We start from the raw sequence: 16,765 nt of genomic DNA on the forward strand, positions 1-16,765 counted from the left end.
CCATGACCGCCATCGCTCGTATCACCCTGCTCAGCCTGGTATTGGGCTTGAGCGCTTGCGCGGTTCATCGGCCACCTCCTGCCCCTACGGGCCCGACCATTCCACCGTCGGGCCCCTCGACCCAGCCGGTAACCAAACCTTCCGGCCCGGTCACCGCCCCCGCCAAGCCCTTGCCGAGCAAGTCCCCGACCTTCGCCCCACCCCCCGGCGCTGCCAGCCACTGGGACGGCAAGATGCAGGTGTACGTGCTGGACGAACAACCGGACACCTTCTACCGCCAGCGCACCTATTACCGCTGGAGCAACGGCTGGAGCCGCTCCATCAGCCCGAACGGGCCCTGGGAAGAGACGAATGTGCAGGGTGTACCGCCTGGGTTGAGCAAGCAGTACGCAAAATGATCTAAGGCGACCTTCAAACGGTCGCCTTTTTTTATGACTTGAAATCAAATCCAAATGTGGGAGCTGGCTTGTCGGGTCGCCGCATAGGTATCTACACAACTCGCTTTTTTTGGTTATTGGGTATGTGTACATATCCGTTGCTGCGGTTACGGCGGCTATTGGTTCCGCCCTTACGGCGGGTCACTTTCGAAGAGCGCGAAAGTAACCAAAGCGCTTTTGCCCCACCACTCGGTGCCTCGCCTAGGCTCGGCATGCCCGCAGTCAGGCATTGCTCCGTGGGCCCGCCGCGATCGGCCATCCCTGGCCGTGTCGCGGCTACCCCGGCATCCATGCCGGGGTGCCCACTGCGCAATACCTGCCTGCGGCCAGCGTGGTTTGACGGGGCGCCTAAGATCAAAAGCCAGATCAAAAGCAGTGCAACAGCAAAGCCAGAGCGCGAAGCTGCATTCCCCTGTAGGAGCTGGCTTGCCTGCGATGGCGGTGTATCAGCCAATACATTTATCGACTGATACACCGCCATCGCAGGCAAGCCAGCTCCTACAGGAGTCCGCGCACGCCTCGATGATCAGGTCGGCTGTCAGGCCGCCTCGCTTTGCTTGTGATTTTGATCTTAGGCACATCGAGGCTAGGCGAGGTGCCGAGTGGTGGGGCAAGAGCCCTTTGGTTACTTTGGGCTGGGCTGGGCTGGGCTGGCACTCCGGCTCTTTTCCAAAGTGACCCGCCGTCAGGGCGGAACCCTAAGTGGCCGTAACCGCAGCAATGGATATGTACACAGACCGAGAAGAGAGTTGTGTAGATACCTATGGCCATCGCAAGCAAGCCAGCCCCCACAGGGATTTACTTGGCCGTCAGGCCGCCGGGCATTCCCGGTGCAACGCTGCCTCGACTAACAACTGCGCCATCTCGATCAATTGCACCACCGCCATCACCTGCTTACGGCTCGAGCCTTCAAGATGCTCGGTGCAGTCGTACGCACTGACCGCCGCCGACTCGAGCATTTCACAGGCGTTGCTCAACGCCTCTTCGGTGTTGAGACCGGCTGCGAATGCAGTGCGTATTGCTTGAACGCACGTTGTGCCGCTTCGTGGAGTTTGCTGTCGTTCAGGGAGTAGGCCGGGCTAGGCGTGACTTTTTCATACGGTTGCTCCTGGAGTTAAAGGAGCCGCCACAATCACTTCCACATGATGGGTGGCGACTGTACGCAGGTGTGGAAGACCGGACTCCAGGACCCCGGCGCACCCGAAGGTGCCCCGCGCACAGCCGCCATCATATAGCTGCGTGAAAAAGGGCGACGACCGAGGAATGGAGACCCGGCAGGGCTGGGCCCTCCTGCGTACAGCTCGCCCAATATGATGTGTGCCTGTTAAATGATGAACCGTAGGGAATGATCCTCATATGCATGGGAATTGTCCTTCGGCTGTTCCAACCTTTCATAAAACCTTCATCAAACCGCCCCCCTGCCGTCATGTGCAAGTCATAGCCCTGACACCTCCCGCGCCTACTGTCGTTTGAACTCAAACACAGCCCCGCAAGGCTGTTCAAACCAGACAGAGAAGCCCATGAATCCCGCTATCCATGTCGATCGCCTGAACAAGACCTTTGCGAAGAAAACCGCGTTGGTCGACCTCGAACTCACCATCGCCAGCGGCGAGATGGTCGCCCTGATCGGTGCGTCCGGCTCCGGCAAGTCCACGTTATTGCGCCACCTCGCGGGGCTGGCCTGTTGCGACAAGGGCAACGGCGGCAGCGTCAAGGTGCTGGGCCGGGAGGTGCAGGCCAGTGGGCGGTTGAATGGCAAGGTGCGGCGGTTGCGCGCGGATATTGGCTACATCTTCCAGCAGTTCAACCTGGTCAATCGCCTGAGTGTGATCGACAACGTGCTGCTCGGTTGCCTGGGCCGGGTCCCGCGCTGGCGCGGCAACCTCGGGTTGTTCAATACCGAGGAAAAGCAGTTTGCCATGGAATCCCTGGCACGCGTCGGCCTGGCGGACCTGGCCCAGCAGCGCGCCTCGACCCTGTCCGGTGGCCAGCAACAACGGGTGGCGATTGCCCGGGCGTTGACCCAGCGTGCCGAAGTGATCCTCGCCGACGAACCCATCGCCTCCCTGGATCCGGAGTCGGCGCGCAAGGTCATGGAGATCCTCGCCGATATCAACCGCCGCGACGGCAAGACCGTGGTGGTGACCCTGCATCAAGTCGATTACGCCATGCGTTATTGCCCGCGCGCCGTGGCGCTCAAGGGCGGGCGCATTCATTTCGATGGGCAGGGCCGCGAGATGAGCAGCCAGTTTCTCAACGACCTGTACGGTGCCGACGTCGACACCAGCCTGATGTTTTGCGAACCGCCGCGCCGTTCCGAACTGCCCCAGCGCCTGGGCCTGGCCCGCGCTTGAACCCCCACTCACGATCCCTAGGAGTCGCCTGCATGTTGAACCGTATCGGTCATGTTTTCCTGTCTGCCGTGTTGTTGGCCAGCGTCGCCATGGGCAATGCCCAGGCCGCTGACAAGGCCATCAACTTCGGCATCATGTCCACCGAGTCTTCGCAGAACCTCAAGAGCATTTGGCAGCCGTTTCTCGACGACATGCACAAGAAGACCGGCCTGACCATCAACGCCACCTTCGCCTCCGACTACGCCGGCCTGATCCAGGGCATGCGCTTTAACAAGGTCGATGTGGCCTGGCTCGGCAACAAGGCAGCGATGGAGGCGGTGGACCGCTCCAACGGCGAGATCTTCGCCCAGACCGCCGCTGCCAACGGCGCCGCCGGCTACTGGAGCCTGCTGATCGTACGCAAGGACAGCCCGCTCAACTCCGTCGAAGATATGCTCAAGAACGCCAAGAACCTGACCTTCGGCAATGGCGACCCGAACTCCACCTCGGGCTACCTGGTGCCGGGCTACTACGTGTTCGCCAAGAACAATGTGGATGCCGCCACCGCCTTCAAGCGCACGCTCAATTCCAGCCATGAAGTCAACGCACTGAGCGTGGCCAAGGGGCAGTTGGACGTGGCCACCTTCAACACCGAAAGCTGGGACCGCCTGGAAGTGACCCAGCCGGACAAGGCCGCCCAACTCAAGGTGATCTGGAAGTCGCCGCTGATCCCCGCCGACCCGCTGGTGTGGAGCAAGGCCCTGACTGACAGCGAGAAGAGCAAGATCCGCGATTTCATCTTCAGCTACGGCGACACCGATGAAGAGAAGGCGGTACTCAAGAACATGCAGTTGGGCAAGTTCCTCGCGTCCACTGACGACCAGTTGCTGCCGATCCGCCAGCTGGAACTGTTCAAGCAACGCACCACCATCAGTGCCGACAGCAAGCTGGCCGAGGCAGATAAAGCCAAGAAGCTGGCGCAGATCGACGCCGACCTGGCCACGCTGCAACAGCGCCTGAGCGAGCTGGACAAGAAACCCGCCGCCAACGGTTAACCCCCTGTGGGACCGGAGCCTATGTGTGAACGGGCTTGTGTGGGAGCGGGCTTGCTCGCGAAAGCGGTGAGTCAGTCGCTGGATGTGTTGAATGACACACCGCTTTCGCGAGCAAGCCCGCTCCCACCCACACACACATAGGCCCAGCTCCAATCATTATCGAGAGTGATCCATGACGACCTTGCACGCTGAAGCCGTGGGTAAAAGAACCTGGCCGCAATACCTCGGCTGGGGCCTGTTCCTGGTGCTGCTGGCCTGGGCCTGGAAAGGCGCAGAAATGAACCCGCTGGCGCTGTACCGCGACTCGGGAAACATGGCAACCTTCGCCGCCGACTTCTTCCCGCCGGACTTCCACGAATGGCGCTCCTACCTCAAGGAAATGATCGTCACCGTGCAAATCGCCCTCTGGGGCACGGTGCTGGCGATTGTCTGCTCGGTGCCCCTGGGCATCCTCTGCGCCGACAACATCACCCCCTGGTGGATTCACCAACCCCTGCGCCGGGTGATGGATGCCTTCCGTTCGATCAACGAAATGGTGTTTGCCATGTTGTTCGTGGTGGCGGTCGGGCTTGGTCCGTTTGCCGGTGTGTTGGCCCTGTGGATCAGCACCACCGGGGTACTTGCCAAGCTGTTTGCCGAAGCCGTCGAGGCCATCGACCCAGGCCCGGTGGAAGGGGTGCGCGCCACCGGTGCCAGCGCCTTGCAAGAGGTGATCTACGGCGTGATCCCGCAAGTCATGCCGCTGTGGGTGAGCTACGCGCTGTACCGCTTCGAGGCCAATGTGCGCTCGGCGACGGTGGTGGGCATGGTCGGCGCGGGCGGCATCGGCGTGATCTTGTGGGAGAACATCCGCGCCTTCCAGTTCGTGCAGACCTGCGCGGTGCTGCTGGTGATCATCGTGGTGGTAAGCCTGATCGACGTGCTGTCCCAGCGCCTGCGCAAGCGGTTTATCTGACCTTGGAGGGGTGCCTGCGGGCGCTTTTTTTAAAGCATGCAGTTGTCTAGACAAGATGAGCCGGTGTACCGCGAACTCGCCGATATCCTGCGCCGCGAACTCAGCGGCTACCAGGCCGGGGAGTTCCTGCCGGGCGAGGTGCAGTTGGCCGAACGCTTTGGCGTCAACCGCCACACCCTGCGCCGCGCCATTGATGAACTGGTGTTCGAAGGCAGCCTGCTGCGCCAGCAGGGCAAAGGCACCCAGGTGCTGGACCGGCCGCTGATCTACCCGATGGGCGCCGACACCGCCTACAGCCAATCGCTGTCGGCCCTGGGGCATGGCGTGCAGGCGCTGCTGCTCAAGCGCCGCTACTGCTACGCCAGCCGCGAAGAAGCGCAGCACCTGGGCATCGCCGAAATGGCACCGATGATCGAGCTGCAAACCCTGCGCAAGCTCGACCAGCAGCCCGTCAGCCTGATCCGCCATCGCTACTGCGCCAGCCACGCGCCGTTGCTGGCGCACTACAACGGCGGCTCCCTGCGCCAGTACCTGCGCGAGCGCGACCTGCCGCTGACCCGCACCCTGAGCCTGATCGGTGCGCGCCTGCCCAACCGTGATGAAGCCGCGCTGCTGATGATGCCCCGGCACTTGCCGGCCTTGACCGTATTCACCCTTTCCCGCGATCGCGATGGCCGCCCGGTGGAGCTGGCGCAGTCCACCAGCCGTTCGGATCGCTTCCAGTACCAGGTGGTGACTTGATGGAGACCCCGATGAATCTGTCCCCGCGTCAGCATTGGATTGGCGTACTTGCCCGCGCCCAGCTCAATGAACTGCAACCCCACGAAGCGGCATTGAAGGACGCCGAGTACCAACTGATCCGCGCCCCGGAAATCGGCATGACCCTGGTGCGCGGGCGCATGGGCGGCAATGGCGCGCCGTTCAACGTCGGCGAAATGACGGTGACCCGCTGTGTGGTGCGCCTGGCCGATGGCCGCACCGGCTACAGCTACCTGGCGGGGCGCGACAAGGTCCACGCCGAACTGGCGGCCCTGGCCGATGCCCATCTGCAAAACGCGCAGCCGAGCCCTTGGCTCACGGATTTGATTAGCGCCCTGGCCCTGGCCCAGGCCCGGCGTCGCGCGCAAAAAGAAGCCGACACCGCGGCCACCAAGGTCGAGTTCTTCACCCTGGTGCGAGGAGAAAACTGATGCACGCTCAATTATTGCAACCGGCGTTTGTCGACCCGGTACTGGATGCCCAGCGCAGTTTTCGCGCGGCGCTCAAGGCCTTGGCCGAGCCGGGCTTGCTCCAGCACTTGCCGGCAGCCCCGCACCTCGATGGCCTGGCGCCCGCCACCTATGCCTTGTGCCTGGCGCTGCTGGATGTCGACACGCCGCTGTGGCTGGCACCTGGCTTCGACACGCCGCTGATCCGCGCCAACCTGGCCTTCCACTGCGGCTGCCCGTTGGTCGCGCGCCGGGAGGAGGCTGCGTTTGCCTTGCTCGGCGAACCGGACCTGCTCGACCTCAGCGGCTTCGACCACGGCAATGATCGCTACCCCGACCAGTCCTGCACCTTGCTGGTCCAGCTTACTGACCTGGACGCCGGGCGCGCCTTGCTCTGGCGCGGCCCGGGCATCCAGGCCCAGCGCCGGGTGCAGGTGCCGGTGCCGCCGGTGTTCTGGCTGGAGCGCCAGCGCCGTGAAGCCTTCCCCCGTGGCCTGGACGTGTTGTTCAGCGCCGGCCATCACCTGCTCGGCCTGCCGCGCAGCAGCCGCATCACACAGGAGCACGCCTGATGTACGTAGCCGTCAAAGGTGGCGAACAGGCCATCGACAATGCCCACCGCCTGCTGGCGAAAAAACGCCGGGGCGACCCGGCCGTGCCGGAGCTGCGCGTCGAGCAGATCCGCCAGCAACTGCCCCTGGCCGTGGCGCGGGTGATGAGTGAAGGCTCGCTGTACGACGAAGAACTGGCCGCGCTGGCAATCAAGCAGGCGGCGGGGGACCTGGTAGAAGCGATCTTCCTGCTGCGCGCCTACCGCACCACGTTGCCGCGTTTCAGCCCGAGCCTGCCGATCGATACCGCGCAGATGTCGTTGAGCCGGCGGTTGTCGGCCACCTTCAAGGATGTGCCCGGCGGCCAGTTGCTCGGCCCGACCTTCGACTACACCCATCGCCTGCTGGATTTCGCACTGCTGGCCGAGGGTGAGTATCCAGGCCCGCAGACCACGGCGGATGCGCAACTCGAACCGTGTCCACGGGTGCTGGGGTTGCTGGCCAAGGAAGGCCTGATCAAGCACGAGGCCGACGACCACGCCCGCGTCGCTGACATCACCCGCGACCCGCTGGAGTTCCCCGCCAGCCGTGCCGAACGCCTGCAAGCCCTGGCCCGTGGCGATGAAGGGTTTTTGTTGGCGCTGGGCTATTCGACCCAGCGTGGCTACGGGCGCAATCACCCGTTTGCCGGGGAGATTCGTATCGGTGAAGTAGAGGTATGGATCGATCCCGAAGAGCTGGGCTTTGCCATTTGCCTGGGCAGCATCGAAGTCACCGAGTGCGAAATGGTCAACCAGTTCGTCGGCTCAGCCACCGAGTTGGCGCAGTTCACCCGGGGCTATGGCCTGGCGTTCGGGCATGCCGAGCGCAAGGCCATGGGCATGGCCCTGGTGGATCGCTCGCTGCGTGCCGAGGAGTACAGCGAAGAGATCGTCTCGCCGGCCCAGCGCGAAGAATTCGTGCTGGCCCACTGCGACAACGTCGAGGCCGCCGGTTTTGTCTCGCACCTCAAACTGCCGCACTACGTGGACTTCCAGGCCGAACTGGAACTGATCCGCAAACTGCGCCAACCGGCCGAGGGCACTCGCCATGAATGACGCCGCCTACAACTTCGCCTACCTCGACGAACAGACCAAACGCATGATCCGTCGCGCCTTGCTCAAGGCCGTGGCGATTCCCGGTTACCAAGTGCCGTTCGGTGGCCGCGAGATGCCGTTGCCCTACGGCTGGGGCACCGGCGGCATGCAATTGACAGCGGCGATCCTCGGCGCCGACGACGTGCTCAAGGTCATCGACCAGGGCGCCGACGACACCACCAACGCCGTGTCCATCCGGCGCTTTTTTGCGCGCACCGCCGGCATCGCCACCACCGAAGCCACCCCCGACGCCACGGTGATCCAGACTCGCCACCGCATCCCGGAAACCCCGCTGCAGGCCGGGCAGATCATGGTCTACCAGGTGCCGATCCCCGAGCCGCTGCGCTTTATCGAGCCTTCGGAAACCGAGACCCGCACCATGCACGCCCTCAACGATTACGGGGTGATGCACGTAAAACTCTACGAAGACATCGCCACCTTCGGCCACATCGCCACCGCCTATGCCTACCCGGTGATGGTCGACGAGCGCTATGTGATGGACCCCTCGCCGATCCCCAAATTCGACAACCCGAAACTCGACATGAGCCCGGCGCTGATGCTGTTCGGTGCCGGCCGCGAAAAGCGCCTGTACGCGGTGCCGCCGTACACCCAGGTCAGCAGCCTGGACTTCGAGGACCACCCCTTTGAGGTGCAGAAATGGGAACACCACTGCGCCATCTGTGGCAGCCATGAATCGTTCCTCGACGAGCTGATTCTCGATGACGCCGGCACCCAGAGTTTTGTGTGTTCCGACACCTGGTACTGCGCCCAACGGGTCAAGGAGAACAACCAGTGAGCCAGCCGTTATTGCAAGTGCGCGACCTGTCCCTGCTGTATGGCCCGCAGAAGGGCTGCCAGGAGGTGAGTTTTGATCTGTACCCCGGCGAAGTGCTGGGGATTGTCGGCGAGTCCGGTTCGGGTAAATCCACCTTGCTCTCGCTGTTGAGCGGGCGCTTGCCGCCCCAGGCCGGCAGCGTCGGCTATCGCAGCAAGGACGGCGAATGGCTGGACCTCTACAGCGCCAGCGAAGCCGAACGCCGCACTTTGCTGCGCACCGAATGGGGCTTCGTTGAGCAGAACCCTCGCGACGGCCTGCGCATGGGCGTGTCGGCCGGCGCCAACATTGGCGAGCGCCTGATGGCCCAGGGCGTGCGTAATTACCAGCAACTGCGCGGTGCCGGCCTGGATTGGCTGGGCCAGGTAGAGATCGACCCGCAGCGCATCGACGACCTGCCGCGCACTTTCTCTGGCGGCATGCAGCAGCGCCTGCAAATCGCGCGCAACCTCGTTTCCAGCCCGCGCCTGGTGTTTATGGACGAGCCCACCGGTGGCCTCGATGTGTCGGTGCAGGCGCGCCTGCTCGACCTGCTGCGCGGCCTGGTGCGCGAGCTGGACCTGGCGGTGGTGATCGTCACCCACGACCTGGCGGTGGCGCGCCTGCTGGCCGATCGCCTGATCGTGATGCGTCGCTCGCGGGTGGTGGAAACCGGGCTTACGGACCAGATCCTCGACGATCCACAGCACCCTTACTCTCAACTGCTGGTGTCCTCGGTATTGCAGCCATGACAAATGCCTTGATCGAGGTCCGCGACCTCTCGAAAACCTTCACCTTGCACCAGCAGAACGGCGTGGTGCTCAACGTACTGCGCGGGGTGGCGTTCAGCGTGCAGGGCGGTGAATGCCTGGTGCTGCACGGCCAGTCCGGTGCCGGTAAAAGCACCTTGCTGCGCACCTTGTATGGCAACTACCTGCCGGCCGGAGGCAGCATCCGCGTGCGCCATGCCGGGCAATGGCTGGAACTGGTGGGCGCCGCACCCCGGGACATTCTCCAGCTACGCCAGCAGACCCTGGGCTATGTCAGCCAGTTTTTGCGGGTGATCCCCCGGGTTGCCTGCCTGGATGTGGTGATGGAGCCCGCGCTGGCCCGTGGCTGGACGAAGGCTGACGCCCAGGCCCGTGCCGAGCATTTGCTGGCGCGCCTGAATATCCCCCGGCGCCTCTGGCAACTGGCGCCGGGCACGTTCTCCGGGGGCGAGCAGCAGCGGGTCAATATCGCGCGTGGGTTCATGGTGGCTTGGCCGGTGATGTTGCTGGACGAACCGACAGCCTCCCTGGATGAGCGCAACCGCCAGGTTGTCCTGGAACTTATCAACGAAGCCAAGGCCGGCGGTGCCGCACTGATCGGCATCTTCCATGACCGTGCCGCCCGTGAGGCGGTGGCCGACCGCCATTTGGACATGACGCCCGCTGTGATCACCGATGAGGACTACGCCGATGCCCGCTGAACAGATCCTCAGTAATGCCCAGTTGGTTACCGCTGATCGTGTATTTCTCGGCAGCCTGGTGCTGCGTGATGGGGTGATCGTCGACCTCGCCGAAGGCCGCAGCCAGTTGCCCCAGGCCCAGGACCTGGGCGGTGATTTCCTGCTGCCGGGGCTGGTGGAGTTGCACACCGACAACCTGGAAAAACACATGACCCCGCGGCCCGGCGTGGACTGGCCGTCGACCTCGGCGGTGCTCAGCCATGACGCGCAGATCATCGCGGCCGGTATCACCACGGTGTTTGATGCGGTGTCCATCGGCGACGTGAACCCCAAGGGCAATCGCATGCAGAAACTGCCGGCGATGCTCAATGCCATTGCCTCGGCGCAAGAGGCCGGCCTGACCCGCGCCGAACACCGCCTGCACTTGCGTTGCGAGTTGTGCCACCCGGACACCTTGAGCGTGTTCCGCGATCTGGTGGAAAACCCGCTGGTGCAATTGGTGTCGGTGATGGACCACTCGCCGGGCCAGCGCCAGTTTGTGCTGCAGTCCAAGTACCGCGAGTACTACATGGGCAAGTACCACCTGGACGAGGCAACCATGGATGCGTTCGTGGTGCTGCAAATGGCCAACTCCAAGACCTACAGCGACCGCTACCGCTCAGCCATCGTCGAGCATTGCCTGGCGCGTGGCTTGTCGGTGGCCAGCCATGACGACGCGACCCTGGCCCATGTCGAGGAGTCGGCGCGCTACGGCATGAACATCGCCGAGTTCCCCACCACCCTGGAAGCGGCGCGCGGATGCCGGCAATTGGGCATGAAAGTGCTGATGGGCGCGCCGAACGTGGTGCGTGGCGGGTCCCACTCGGGTAATGTGGCCGCCGCCGGCCTGGCCGCGGAAGGATTGCTGGATATACTTTCCAGTGACTACTACCCGGCCAGCCTGTTGCCAGCGGCCTTTGCCCTGGCGGCCCAGGACAATGACTGCGATCTGCCCCAGGCGATCCAAATGATCAGCCTGGCCCCTGCGCACGCGGCGGGCCTCAGGGATCGCGGGGAAATTGCCCCGGGCCTGCGTGCGGACCTGGTGCAAGCCAGGGCCCAGGGCGGGCTGCCGGTAGTCCAACAAGTCTGGCGACAAGCCAAGAGGGTGTTTTGATGGCGGGCAGGTTGATCTATCTCATCGGGCCATCGGGTTCGGGCAAGGACAGCCTGTTGGATGCCGCGCGCGGGCCATTGGCCGAGCGCGGTTGCCGCATTGTGCGACGGGTCATCACCCGTTCGGCCGAAGCGGTGGGCGAGGCCGCCCAGGGTGTGAGCCCCGAGCAATTCGCCGCGCTGCAGACCGAGGGCGGCTTTGCCCTCAGTTGGCATGCCAATGGCTTGTCTTATGGTATTCCACGGCAGATCGACGACTGGCTGGCGGCCGGCGACGATGTGCTGGTCAATGGCTCCCGTGGCCATCTGGCGCAAACCCGCGCGCGTTATCCGACGTTGTTGGTGGTCTTGCTGACCGTGGACCAGGCGGTATTGCGCCAACGCTTGCTGGCGCGGGGGCGCGAGTCGGTGGCAGAAATCGACGCGCGCCTGGCACGCAATGCGCAGTTTCGCGACAGCCTGCAGGCCGCGCCCGGGGTATTGCTGCTGGATAACTCCGGGCCGTTGGCGCACACCGTCGCCCGGTTGCTCGAGTGTCTGGACGAGGGGCACTCGGCATGCGCCTGACCCTGCTGGGCACCGGCGATGCCCGCCAAGTCCCGGTGTATGGCTGCGAATGCGCGGCCTGCGTCCTGGCGCGCAGCGATGAGCGCTTGCGCCGCCGCGAGTGCAGCGCGCTGATCGAATGCGGCGACCAGCGCTGGTTGATCGACAGCGGCCTGACGGACCTGACCGAGCGTTTCCCGCCCCGCAGTTTCAACGGCATTTTGCAGACCCACTACCACGCCGATCATGCCCAAGGCCTGCTGCATCTGCGCTGGGGCCAGGGCCTGATCATCCCGGTGCATGGCCCGGCAGACCCCGAGGGCCTGTCGGACCTCTACAAACACCCCGGCATCCTCGATTTCAGCCAGCCCTTTGCCGAGTTCGAGCCCCGGCAATTTGGCGAGCTGGCGGTCACCGCGTTGCCCCTGCAACATTCCAAGCCGACCTTCGGCTACCTGCTGCAAGGGCAGGGACGGCGCCTGGCGTATCTGACCGACACCACGGGCCTGCCCCCGGCGACCGTCGACTGGCTGCGGCGCGAGCCCCTGGACGTGCTGGTCATCGACTGCTCGATGCCACCGCAACCCCAGGCGCCGCGCAATCACAATGACCTGACATTGGCCCTGCAATGCATCGACGCGTGCGGCGCCGAGCTTGGCGTGCTGACCCACGTCGGGCACACCCTGGATGCCTGGCTGTTGCAGCATCGCAGTGAACTGCCGCCGCATGTGACGGTGGGCTGGGATGGGCGGGTGCTCTAGCTCAAGGGGGACCTTGGGGTTACGCTGAAAATGGCGAGCGGATATTTCTCGGGATGGAAAACATGCCCCGTAGGGCATTCGGCTTTTGCTGGCATTTTTTTATCGCCGTCAGCCACTTGAACGGGTTTTTTCGAGGTCGATTCACGGGGCCGGAGTGTAAGAGTCCATGTGTTTTGTGAGCAAATCCCACAGCAGGCCAAAACGTTTCAATCAGACTTAAAACCCAGGTGGCAAGGCAGGTTTCCTGCATGAAAGATTAGCCGCAGATGACGGTGGTCCAGGCAGTTTTCACTGATGTTGGGCGCTGTTACTCCAGCCACTAATCGTTTCGGAGATCGCCATGTGTCAGATAGGCCACGCAGGTACTCACCCAGCTCACCATCCAGCAGAAACGGACCCGCCGTCCAAGGCGCAGTTTTACGGCCGTGGAAAACGCTCCTTGAACACCGATCAGGTCGCAAGGCACCTGACGCGCAGTGGTATGCGCTTTTACGATCGAGACCGGGACGGCAAGACCCAGGTTTCTTTCAATCTTCGCGGGTTCACCGAACCACAGAAAGGCTGTGCCCGCCGGGCCATGGAGGCTTGGCAGGACGTAGCCGATATCAGCTTTCATGAAAATGCGCGCAAGGCAGATGGATCGATTCAAGTCACTGGTTCCAATCGCATGGAAAGTGGCGTGGCATGGGGTCCTGATCGGCATAACTCCGGCGCGCGCGCCATGATCGGGACACGCCGGGCGGCACATGCACCTCAGGAAGGGAGTTATTTCAACACCACCATGGTGCATGAGATCGGCCATTGCCTGGGGCTGGCCCACCCCGGGGAGTACAACGGCGGGGGGACGTACGAAAGGGATGCGACGTTCGCGCAGGACACCCGGGCCGGCACGGTCATGAGTTACTGGGCCGAGACCAAGCACGCCGGTCATGATTTCCGGGGGCTGATGCCCTCGGCACCGATGATGCATGACATCGCGGCGATTCAGAAAATGTATGGGGCCAACCACAAAACCCGTAGCACAGACACAACCTACGGCTTCAACTCCAATACCGGGCGTGACGTCCTGAGCCTCAAGAATGCACGCGAGGCGGCGCTGTTTTGTGTGTGGGACGGGGGCGGCAACGACACCCTGGATTTTTCCGGGTATGGGCAGAACCAGAAGATCGACCTCAATGCAGAATCATTTTCGGACGTCGGCGGCCTGCGCGGTAACGTCTCCATCGCCAAGGGTGTGACCCTGGAAAATGCCGTCGGCGGTTCTGGCAATGATGTGCTGACGGGCAATGAAGCGGACAATCGCCTCAAGGGCGGCGCCGGGGCAGACAGGCTGCGCGGGGGGGAGGGCGCTGACACTTTCGTTTACGACAAGGCCAGTGACTCCACGCCGCGCAACCCTGATCGGATCGCGGATTTTACCAGTGGTACCGACAAGATCGATGTGTCCGGGGCCCTGAGAGAAGCCGGTATCAAGAGCCTCACGTTCTCCAGTCAATTCACCGGGAAGCCCGGCAATGCGGTGCTCAGCTACCAGGAGAGTACCGGGCGTGGCAGCCTGGCGATTGATATGAACGGCAATGGCAAACCTGATCTGCTGGTGATCACCACCGGCAAAATCGCACAGGCCGATATCGTGACGGGAGGGCAGGCGCCCACTCCGTCGCCGCGACCTACGCCTACGCCGGCCCCTGTACCGGAGCCAGGAACCAGCGCTTCGCTCCTTGCGACGGTAGCGAGTTTTCTCCTGCAAACCCTCACCATGTTCCAGTCGCTCTTACGCATGCTGGAGAAGAGCCACCGGTGAACCCCAGGCCGGGGCCCGAGCGTACTGGCGTCGTGTCGAACGTCAGGCGCTCACCGCCGATGCCGCCCGAGACACACTCAAGAACCGCAACAGCGCCACCAGCGGGAACAGGCTGCCCACCACGATCACCCCAAGCCAGCCGCCGTGCTCATACACGCTGCTGGCAATCGCTGAGCCGAAGGCGCCGCCGATGAAAATGCTGGTCATGTACAGCGCGTTCAGGCGGCTGCGGCTATGGGCGTCGAGGGCGTAGATGCTGCGCTGGCCAAGGACCATGTTCATCTGCACGCAGAAGTCCAGGACCACGCCGGTCACCGCCAGGCCAATCACGCTGTAGATCGGGTGGATAAACGCCGGCAGAAAACTCAGCGCGGCAAACAGCATCGCCAGCAGCGAGGCGCGGTGGGTATGGCCAGCATCGGCCAGGCGCCCGCTGATAGGGGCGGCAATGGCGCCGAGGGCACCGACCAGGGCAAACAGGGCAATTTCGCTTTGGCTCAGCCCATGGTTACGCGACAGCTCCAGGGGCACGGCGGTCCAGAACAGGCTGAAGGCCGCAAACAGGCAACCCTGGTAGAACGCCCGTTGACGAAGCAACGGTTGTTCGCGCAGCAAGGTGCCCAACGAACGCAGCAACTGGGCATAGCTGGCGCTGTGATCCGGCTGGCGCTTGGGCACGGTCAACAGCAGTACCACGCTGATCAGGACCATCATTGCCGCCGCCGCCATGAACATCGCGCGCCAGCCGAAGTGGTCAGCCACCAGGCTGGACACCGGCCGTGCCAGCAGGATGCCCAGCAACAGGCCGCCCATGATGCTGCCCACCACCCGGCCACGGGATTCGGCGGGCGCCAGGTGCGCGGCCAGGGGAATCAGAATCTGCACCGACACGGAGCTGAAGCCGATCAGCAGCGACACCAGCAGGAACAGGTTCGGCTGCTCGGCAAAGGCCGCGCCCAGCAGGCTGGCAATGGCGACCACGGTGGTGATGATCATCAGCCGGCGGTTTTCCAACAGATCGCCCAGCGGCACCAGGAAAAAAAGGCCCAGGGCGTAGCCGATCTGGGTCAGGGACACGATCAGGCTGGCCATGGCCGGCGTCAGGCCGATGTCCGGGGCAATCAGTTCAATGATCGGTTGGGCGTAGTAGATATTGGCGACGATAGCGCCGCAGCAGAACGCGAACAGCAGCACCATGCCACGGGTCATGGTGGCGGTCGCGGGCGGAGTAGCGGTCATGGTGTTCTCGTTAAAACGGGGAAGGAGGATGCGAAGGGTAAAGGGTAGGCGAGGGACGAGGTAAGTGTTACTGATGATTTCAGACATGCCTGGCATTAATGTCTTGCGCACAACCCAATGTGGGAGCGGGCTTGCGCGCGATGGCAGCGTATCAGGTTAGAAATACCTGGCTGATACACCGCTGTCGCGAGCAAGCCCGCTCCCACATTGTTGAGCGTGTCCGGTCAGTTACTGGCCGTTGTAGATCTGGTCGAACACTCCACCATCATTGAAGTGGGTCTTCTGCACGGTGCGCCAGTCACCAAAGGTCTTCTCCACCGACAGGAAGTCGACTTTCGGGAAGCGATCGGTGTACTTGGCCAGTACCTTCGGGTCCCGTGGACGCAGGTAGTTGTTGGCTGCAATTTCCTGGCCTTCGGCCGACCACAGGTATTTCAGGTAGTCATCGGCCACTGCACGGGTGCCCTTTTTATCGACCACTTTGTCGACCACCGACACCGGCGGCTCGGCTTCGGCAGAGACGCTTGGGTAGATCACTTCGAACTGGTCGCGGCCGAATTCACGGGCAATCATTTCCGCTTCGTTTTCAAAGGTCACCAGCACGTCGCCGATCTGGTTGGTCATGAAGGTAGTGGTCGCGGCACGGCCACCGGTATCGAGCACCGGAGCTTGCTTGAACAGCTTGCCGACAAAGTCCTTGGCCTTGTTTTCATCGCCGCCGTTCTTGAGCACATAGCCCCAGGCCGACAGGTAGGTGTAGCGCCCGTTGCCGGAGGTCTTGGGGTTGGGCACGATCACCTGCACGCCATCTTTGAGCAAGTCCGGCCAGTCTTTGAGGGCCTTGGGGTTGCCCTTGCGCACGATAAACACGGTGGCGGACGTGAACGGTGCGCTGTTGTTCGGCAGGCGGGTGACCCAGTTGTCGGGCACCAGTTTGCCGTTGTCCGCCAGGGCATTGATGTCGGTGGCCATGTTCATGGTGATCACGTCAGCCGGCAGGCCGTCGATGACCGAGCGCGCCTGTTTGCTGGAACCGCCGAAGGACATCTGCAAGGTCAGCTTGTCGTTCGGGTGTTCGGCTTGCCAGTGCTTCTGGAACGCCGCGTTGTAGTCCTTGTAGAAGTCACGCATCACGTCATAGGAGACGTTGAGCAGGGTGGTCGAGGCGGCCTGGGCGCCGACAGACAGTGCGAGGCCTGCGGCCAGGAGCGAAGCGCTAACAAGTTTTTTCACTGCTCATTCCTTGTTGTTCGAGAAGGTAGTGGCTTATAGCCCACGACTATAGCCGGGGCGGCATAGACGCTTAAAGATTAAAAAGAAC

The 16,765-nt window shown here is 63.1% G+C and carries 18 protein-coding genes; 15 read left to right on the forward strand and 3 right to left on the reverse strand.

Annotated elements, in window-relative coordinates:
* Window positions 1–2: 2 nt before the first annotated feature.
* A complete protein-coding gene (locus tag HBO12_RS15790) occupies window positions 3–398 on the forward strand; it encodes a hypothetical protein (protein ID WP_115127676.1) in 396 nt (131 codons plus the stop codon).
* A gap of 848 nt (window positions 399–1,246) precedes the next feature.
* On the opposite strand, the gene HBO12_RS15795 is transcribed toward HBO12_RS15790, so the two are convergent.
* On the reverse strand, window positions 1,247–1,414 hold the full coding sequence (locus HBO12_RS15795; RefSeq protein ID WP_170042572.1) for a DUF6124 family protein: 168 nt from the start codon (window positions 1,412–1,414) through the stop codon (window positions 1,247–1,249).
* A gap of 543 nt (window positions 1,415–1,957) precedes the next feature.
* On the opposite strand from HBO12_RS15795, the gene phnC reads away from it, so the two are divergent.
* From phnC to HBO12_RS15865, 14 genes are all read left to right on the forward strand, one after another.
* A complete protein-coding gene (phnC, locus tag HBO12_RS15800; RefSeq protein ID WP_170042625.1) occupies window positions 1,958–2,791 on the forward strand; it encodes a phosphonate ABC transporter ATP-binding protein in 834 nt (277 codons plus the stop codon).
* Window positions 2,792–2,823: 32 nt separating this feature from the next.
* The gene (gene phnD / locus HBO12_RS15805) at window positions 2,824–3,825 is read left to right on the forward strand and encodes a phosphonate ABC transporter substrate-binding protein (RefSeq protein ID WP_169956413.1); all 1,002 of its coding nucleotides are present in this window, start codon (window positions 2,824–2,826) and stop codon (window positions 3,823–3,825) included.
* 172 nt (window positions 3,826–3,997) lie between these two features.
* A complete protein-coding gene (gene phnE / locus HBO12_RS15810; RefSeq protein WP_032859104.1) occupies window positions 3,998–4,780 on the forward strand; it encodes a phosphonate ABC transporter, permease protein PhnE in 783 nt (260 codons plus the stop codon).
* 36 nt (window positions 4,781–4,816) lie between these two features.
* Window positions 4,817–5,521, forward strand: coding sequence for a phosphonate metabolism transcriptional regulator PhnF (gene phnF / locus HBO12_RS15815; protein ID WP_169956417.1), 705 nt, complete (start codon window positions 4,817–4,819; stop codon window positions 5,519–5,521).
* Between the two features lie 11 nt (window positions 5,522–5,532).
* Window positions 5,533–5,970, forward strand: a complete 438-nt coding sequence (gene phnG / locus HBO12_RS15820; protein WP_170042626.1) for a phosphonate C-P lyase system protein PhnG — start codon at window positions 5,533–5,535, stop codon at window positions 5,968–5,970.
* Window positions 5,970–6,560 (forward strand): phosphonate C-P lyase system protein PhnH, encoded by a 591-nt coding sequence (gene phnH / locus HBO12_RS15825; protein ID WP_170042627.1) that lies wholly within the window; start codon window positions 5,970–5,972, stop codon window positions 6,558–6,560. Before phnG ends, phnH begins: the two co-directional genes overlap by 1 nt.
* The gene (locus HBO12_RS15830; protein WP_170042628.1) at window positions 6,560–7,636 is read left to right on the forward strand and encodes a carbon-phosphorus lyase complex subunit; all 1,077 of its coding nucleotides are present in this window, start codon (window positions 6,560–6,562) and stop codon (window positions 7,634–7,636) included. The genes phnH and HBO12_RS15830 overlap by 1 nt, the downstream gene beginning before the upstream one ends.
* Complete coding sequence (locus HBO12_RS15835; protein ID WP_169956425.1) at window positions 7,629–8,471, forward strand: alpha-D-ribose 1-methylphosphonate 5-phosphate C-P-lyase PhnJ; 843 nt, start codon at window positions 7,629–7,631, stop codon at window positions 8,469–8,471. Before HBO12_RS15830 ends, HBO12_RS15835 begins: the two co-directional genes overlap by 8 nt.
* The gene (gene phnK / locus HBO12_RS15840) at window positions 8,432–9,241 is read left to right on the forward strand and encodes a phosphonate C-P lyase system protein PhnK (RefSeq protein ID WP_169956506.1); all 810 of its coding nucleotides are present in this window, start codon (window positions 8,432–8,434) and stop codon (window positions 9,239–9,241) included. Before HBO12_RS15835 ends, phnK begins: the two co-directional genes overlap by 40 nt.
* Entirely contained in the window at window positions 9,238–9,960 is a 723-nt protein-coding gene (phnL, locus tag HBO12_RS15845) for a phosphonate C-P lyase system protein PhnL (protein ID WP_170042629.1), read from the forward strand. The genes phnK and phnL overlap by 4 nt, the downstream gene beginning before the upstream one ends.
* Complete coding sequence (locus tag HBO12_RS15850; protein WP_170042630.1) at window positions 9,950–11,095, forward strand: alpha-D-ribose 1-methylphosphonate 5-triphosphate diphosphatase; 1,146 nt, start codon at window positions 9,950–9,952, stop codon at window positions 11,093–11,095. The genes phnL and HBO12_RS15850 overlap by 11 nt, the downstream gene beginning before the upstream one ends.
* Window positions 11,095–11,661: a phosphonate metabolism protein/1,5-bisphosphokinase (PRPP-forming) PhnN gene (gene phnN, locus HBO12_RS15855; protein WP_169956431.1), complete on the forward strand. Its 567-nt coding sequence runs from the start codon at window positions 11,095–11,097 to the stop codon at window positions 11,659–11,661. Before HBO12_RS15850 ends, phnN begins: the two co-directional genes overlap by 1 nt.
* Window positions 11,652–12,401 carry a phosphonate metabolism protein PhnP gene (phnP, locus tag HBO12_RS15860; protein ID WP_170042631.1) on the forward strand — a complete coding sequence of 250 codons (750 nt, stop codon included), beginning with the start codon at window positions 11,652–11,654 and terminating at the stop codon, window positions 12,399–12,401. The genes phnN and phnP overlap by 10 nt, the downstream gene beginning before the upstream one ends.
* 439 nt (window positions 12,402–12,840) lie before the next feature.
* Window positions 12,841–14,205, forward strand: coding sequence for a M10 family metallopeptidase C-terminal domain-containing protein (locus HBO12_RS15865; protein ID WP_170042632.1), 1,365 nt, complete (start codon window positions 12,841–12,843; stop codon window positions 14,203–14,205).
* Between the two features lie 42 nt (window positions 14,206–14,247).
* Here HBO12_RS15865 and HBO12_RS15870 read toward each other — a convergent pair whose 3' ends face one another.
* Together HBO12_RS15870 and HBO12_RS15875 are read right to left on the reverse strand one after the other, a co-directional pair.
* Entirely contained in the window at window positions 14,248–15,444 is a 1,197-nt protein-coding gene (locus HBO12_RS15870; RefSeq protein WP_170042633.1) for an MFS transporter, read from the reverse strand.
* A gap of 228 nt (window positions 15,445–15,672) precedes the next feature.
* Entirely contained in the window at window positions 15,673–16,677 is a 1,005-nt protein-coding gene (locus HBO12_RS15875; protein ID WP_169956439.1) for a sulfate ABC transporter substrate-binding protein, read from the reverse strand.
* Window positions 16,678–16,765 lie beyond the last annotated feature (88 nt).

Source organism: Pseudomonas sp. WS 5059, from assembly GCF_012985525.1.
Classification (GTDB): domain Bacteria; phylum Pseudomonadota; class Gammaproteobacteria; order Pseudomonadales; family Pseudomonadaceae; genus Aquipseudomonas.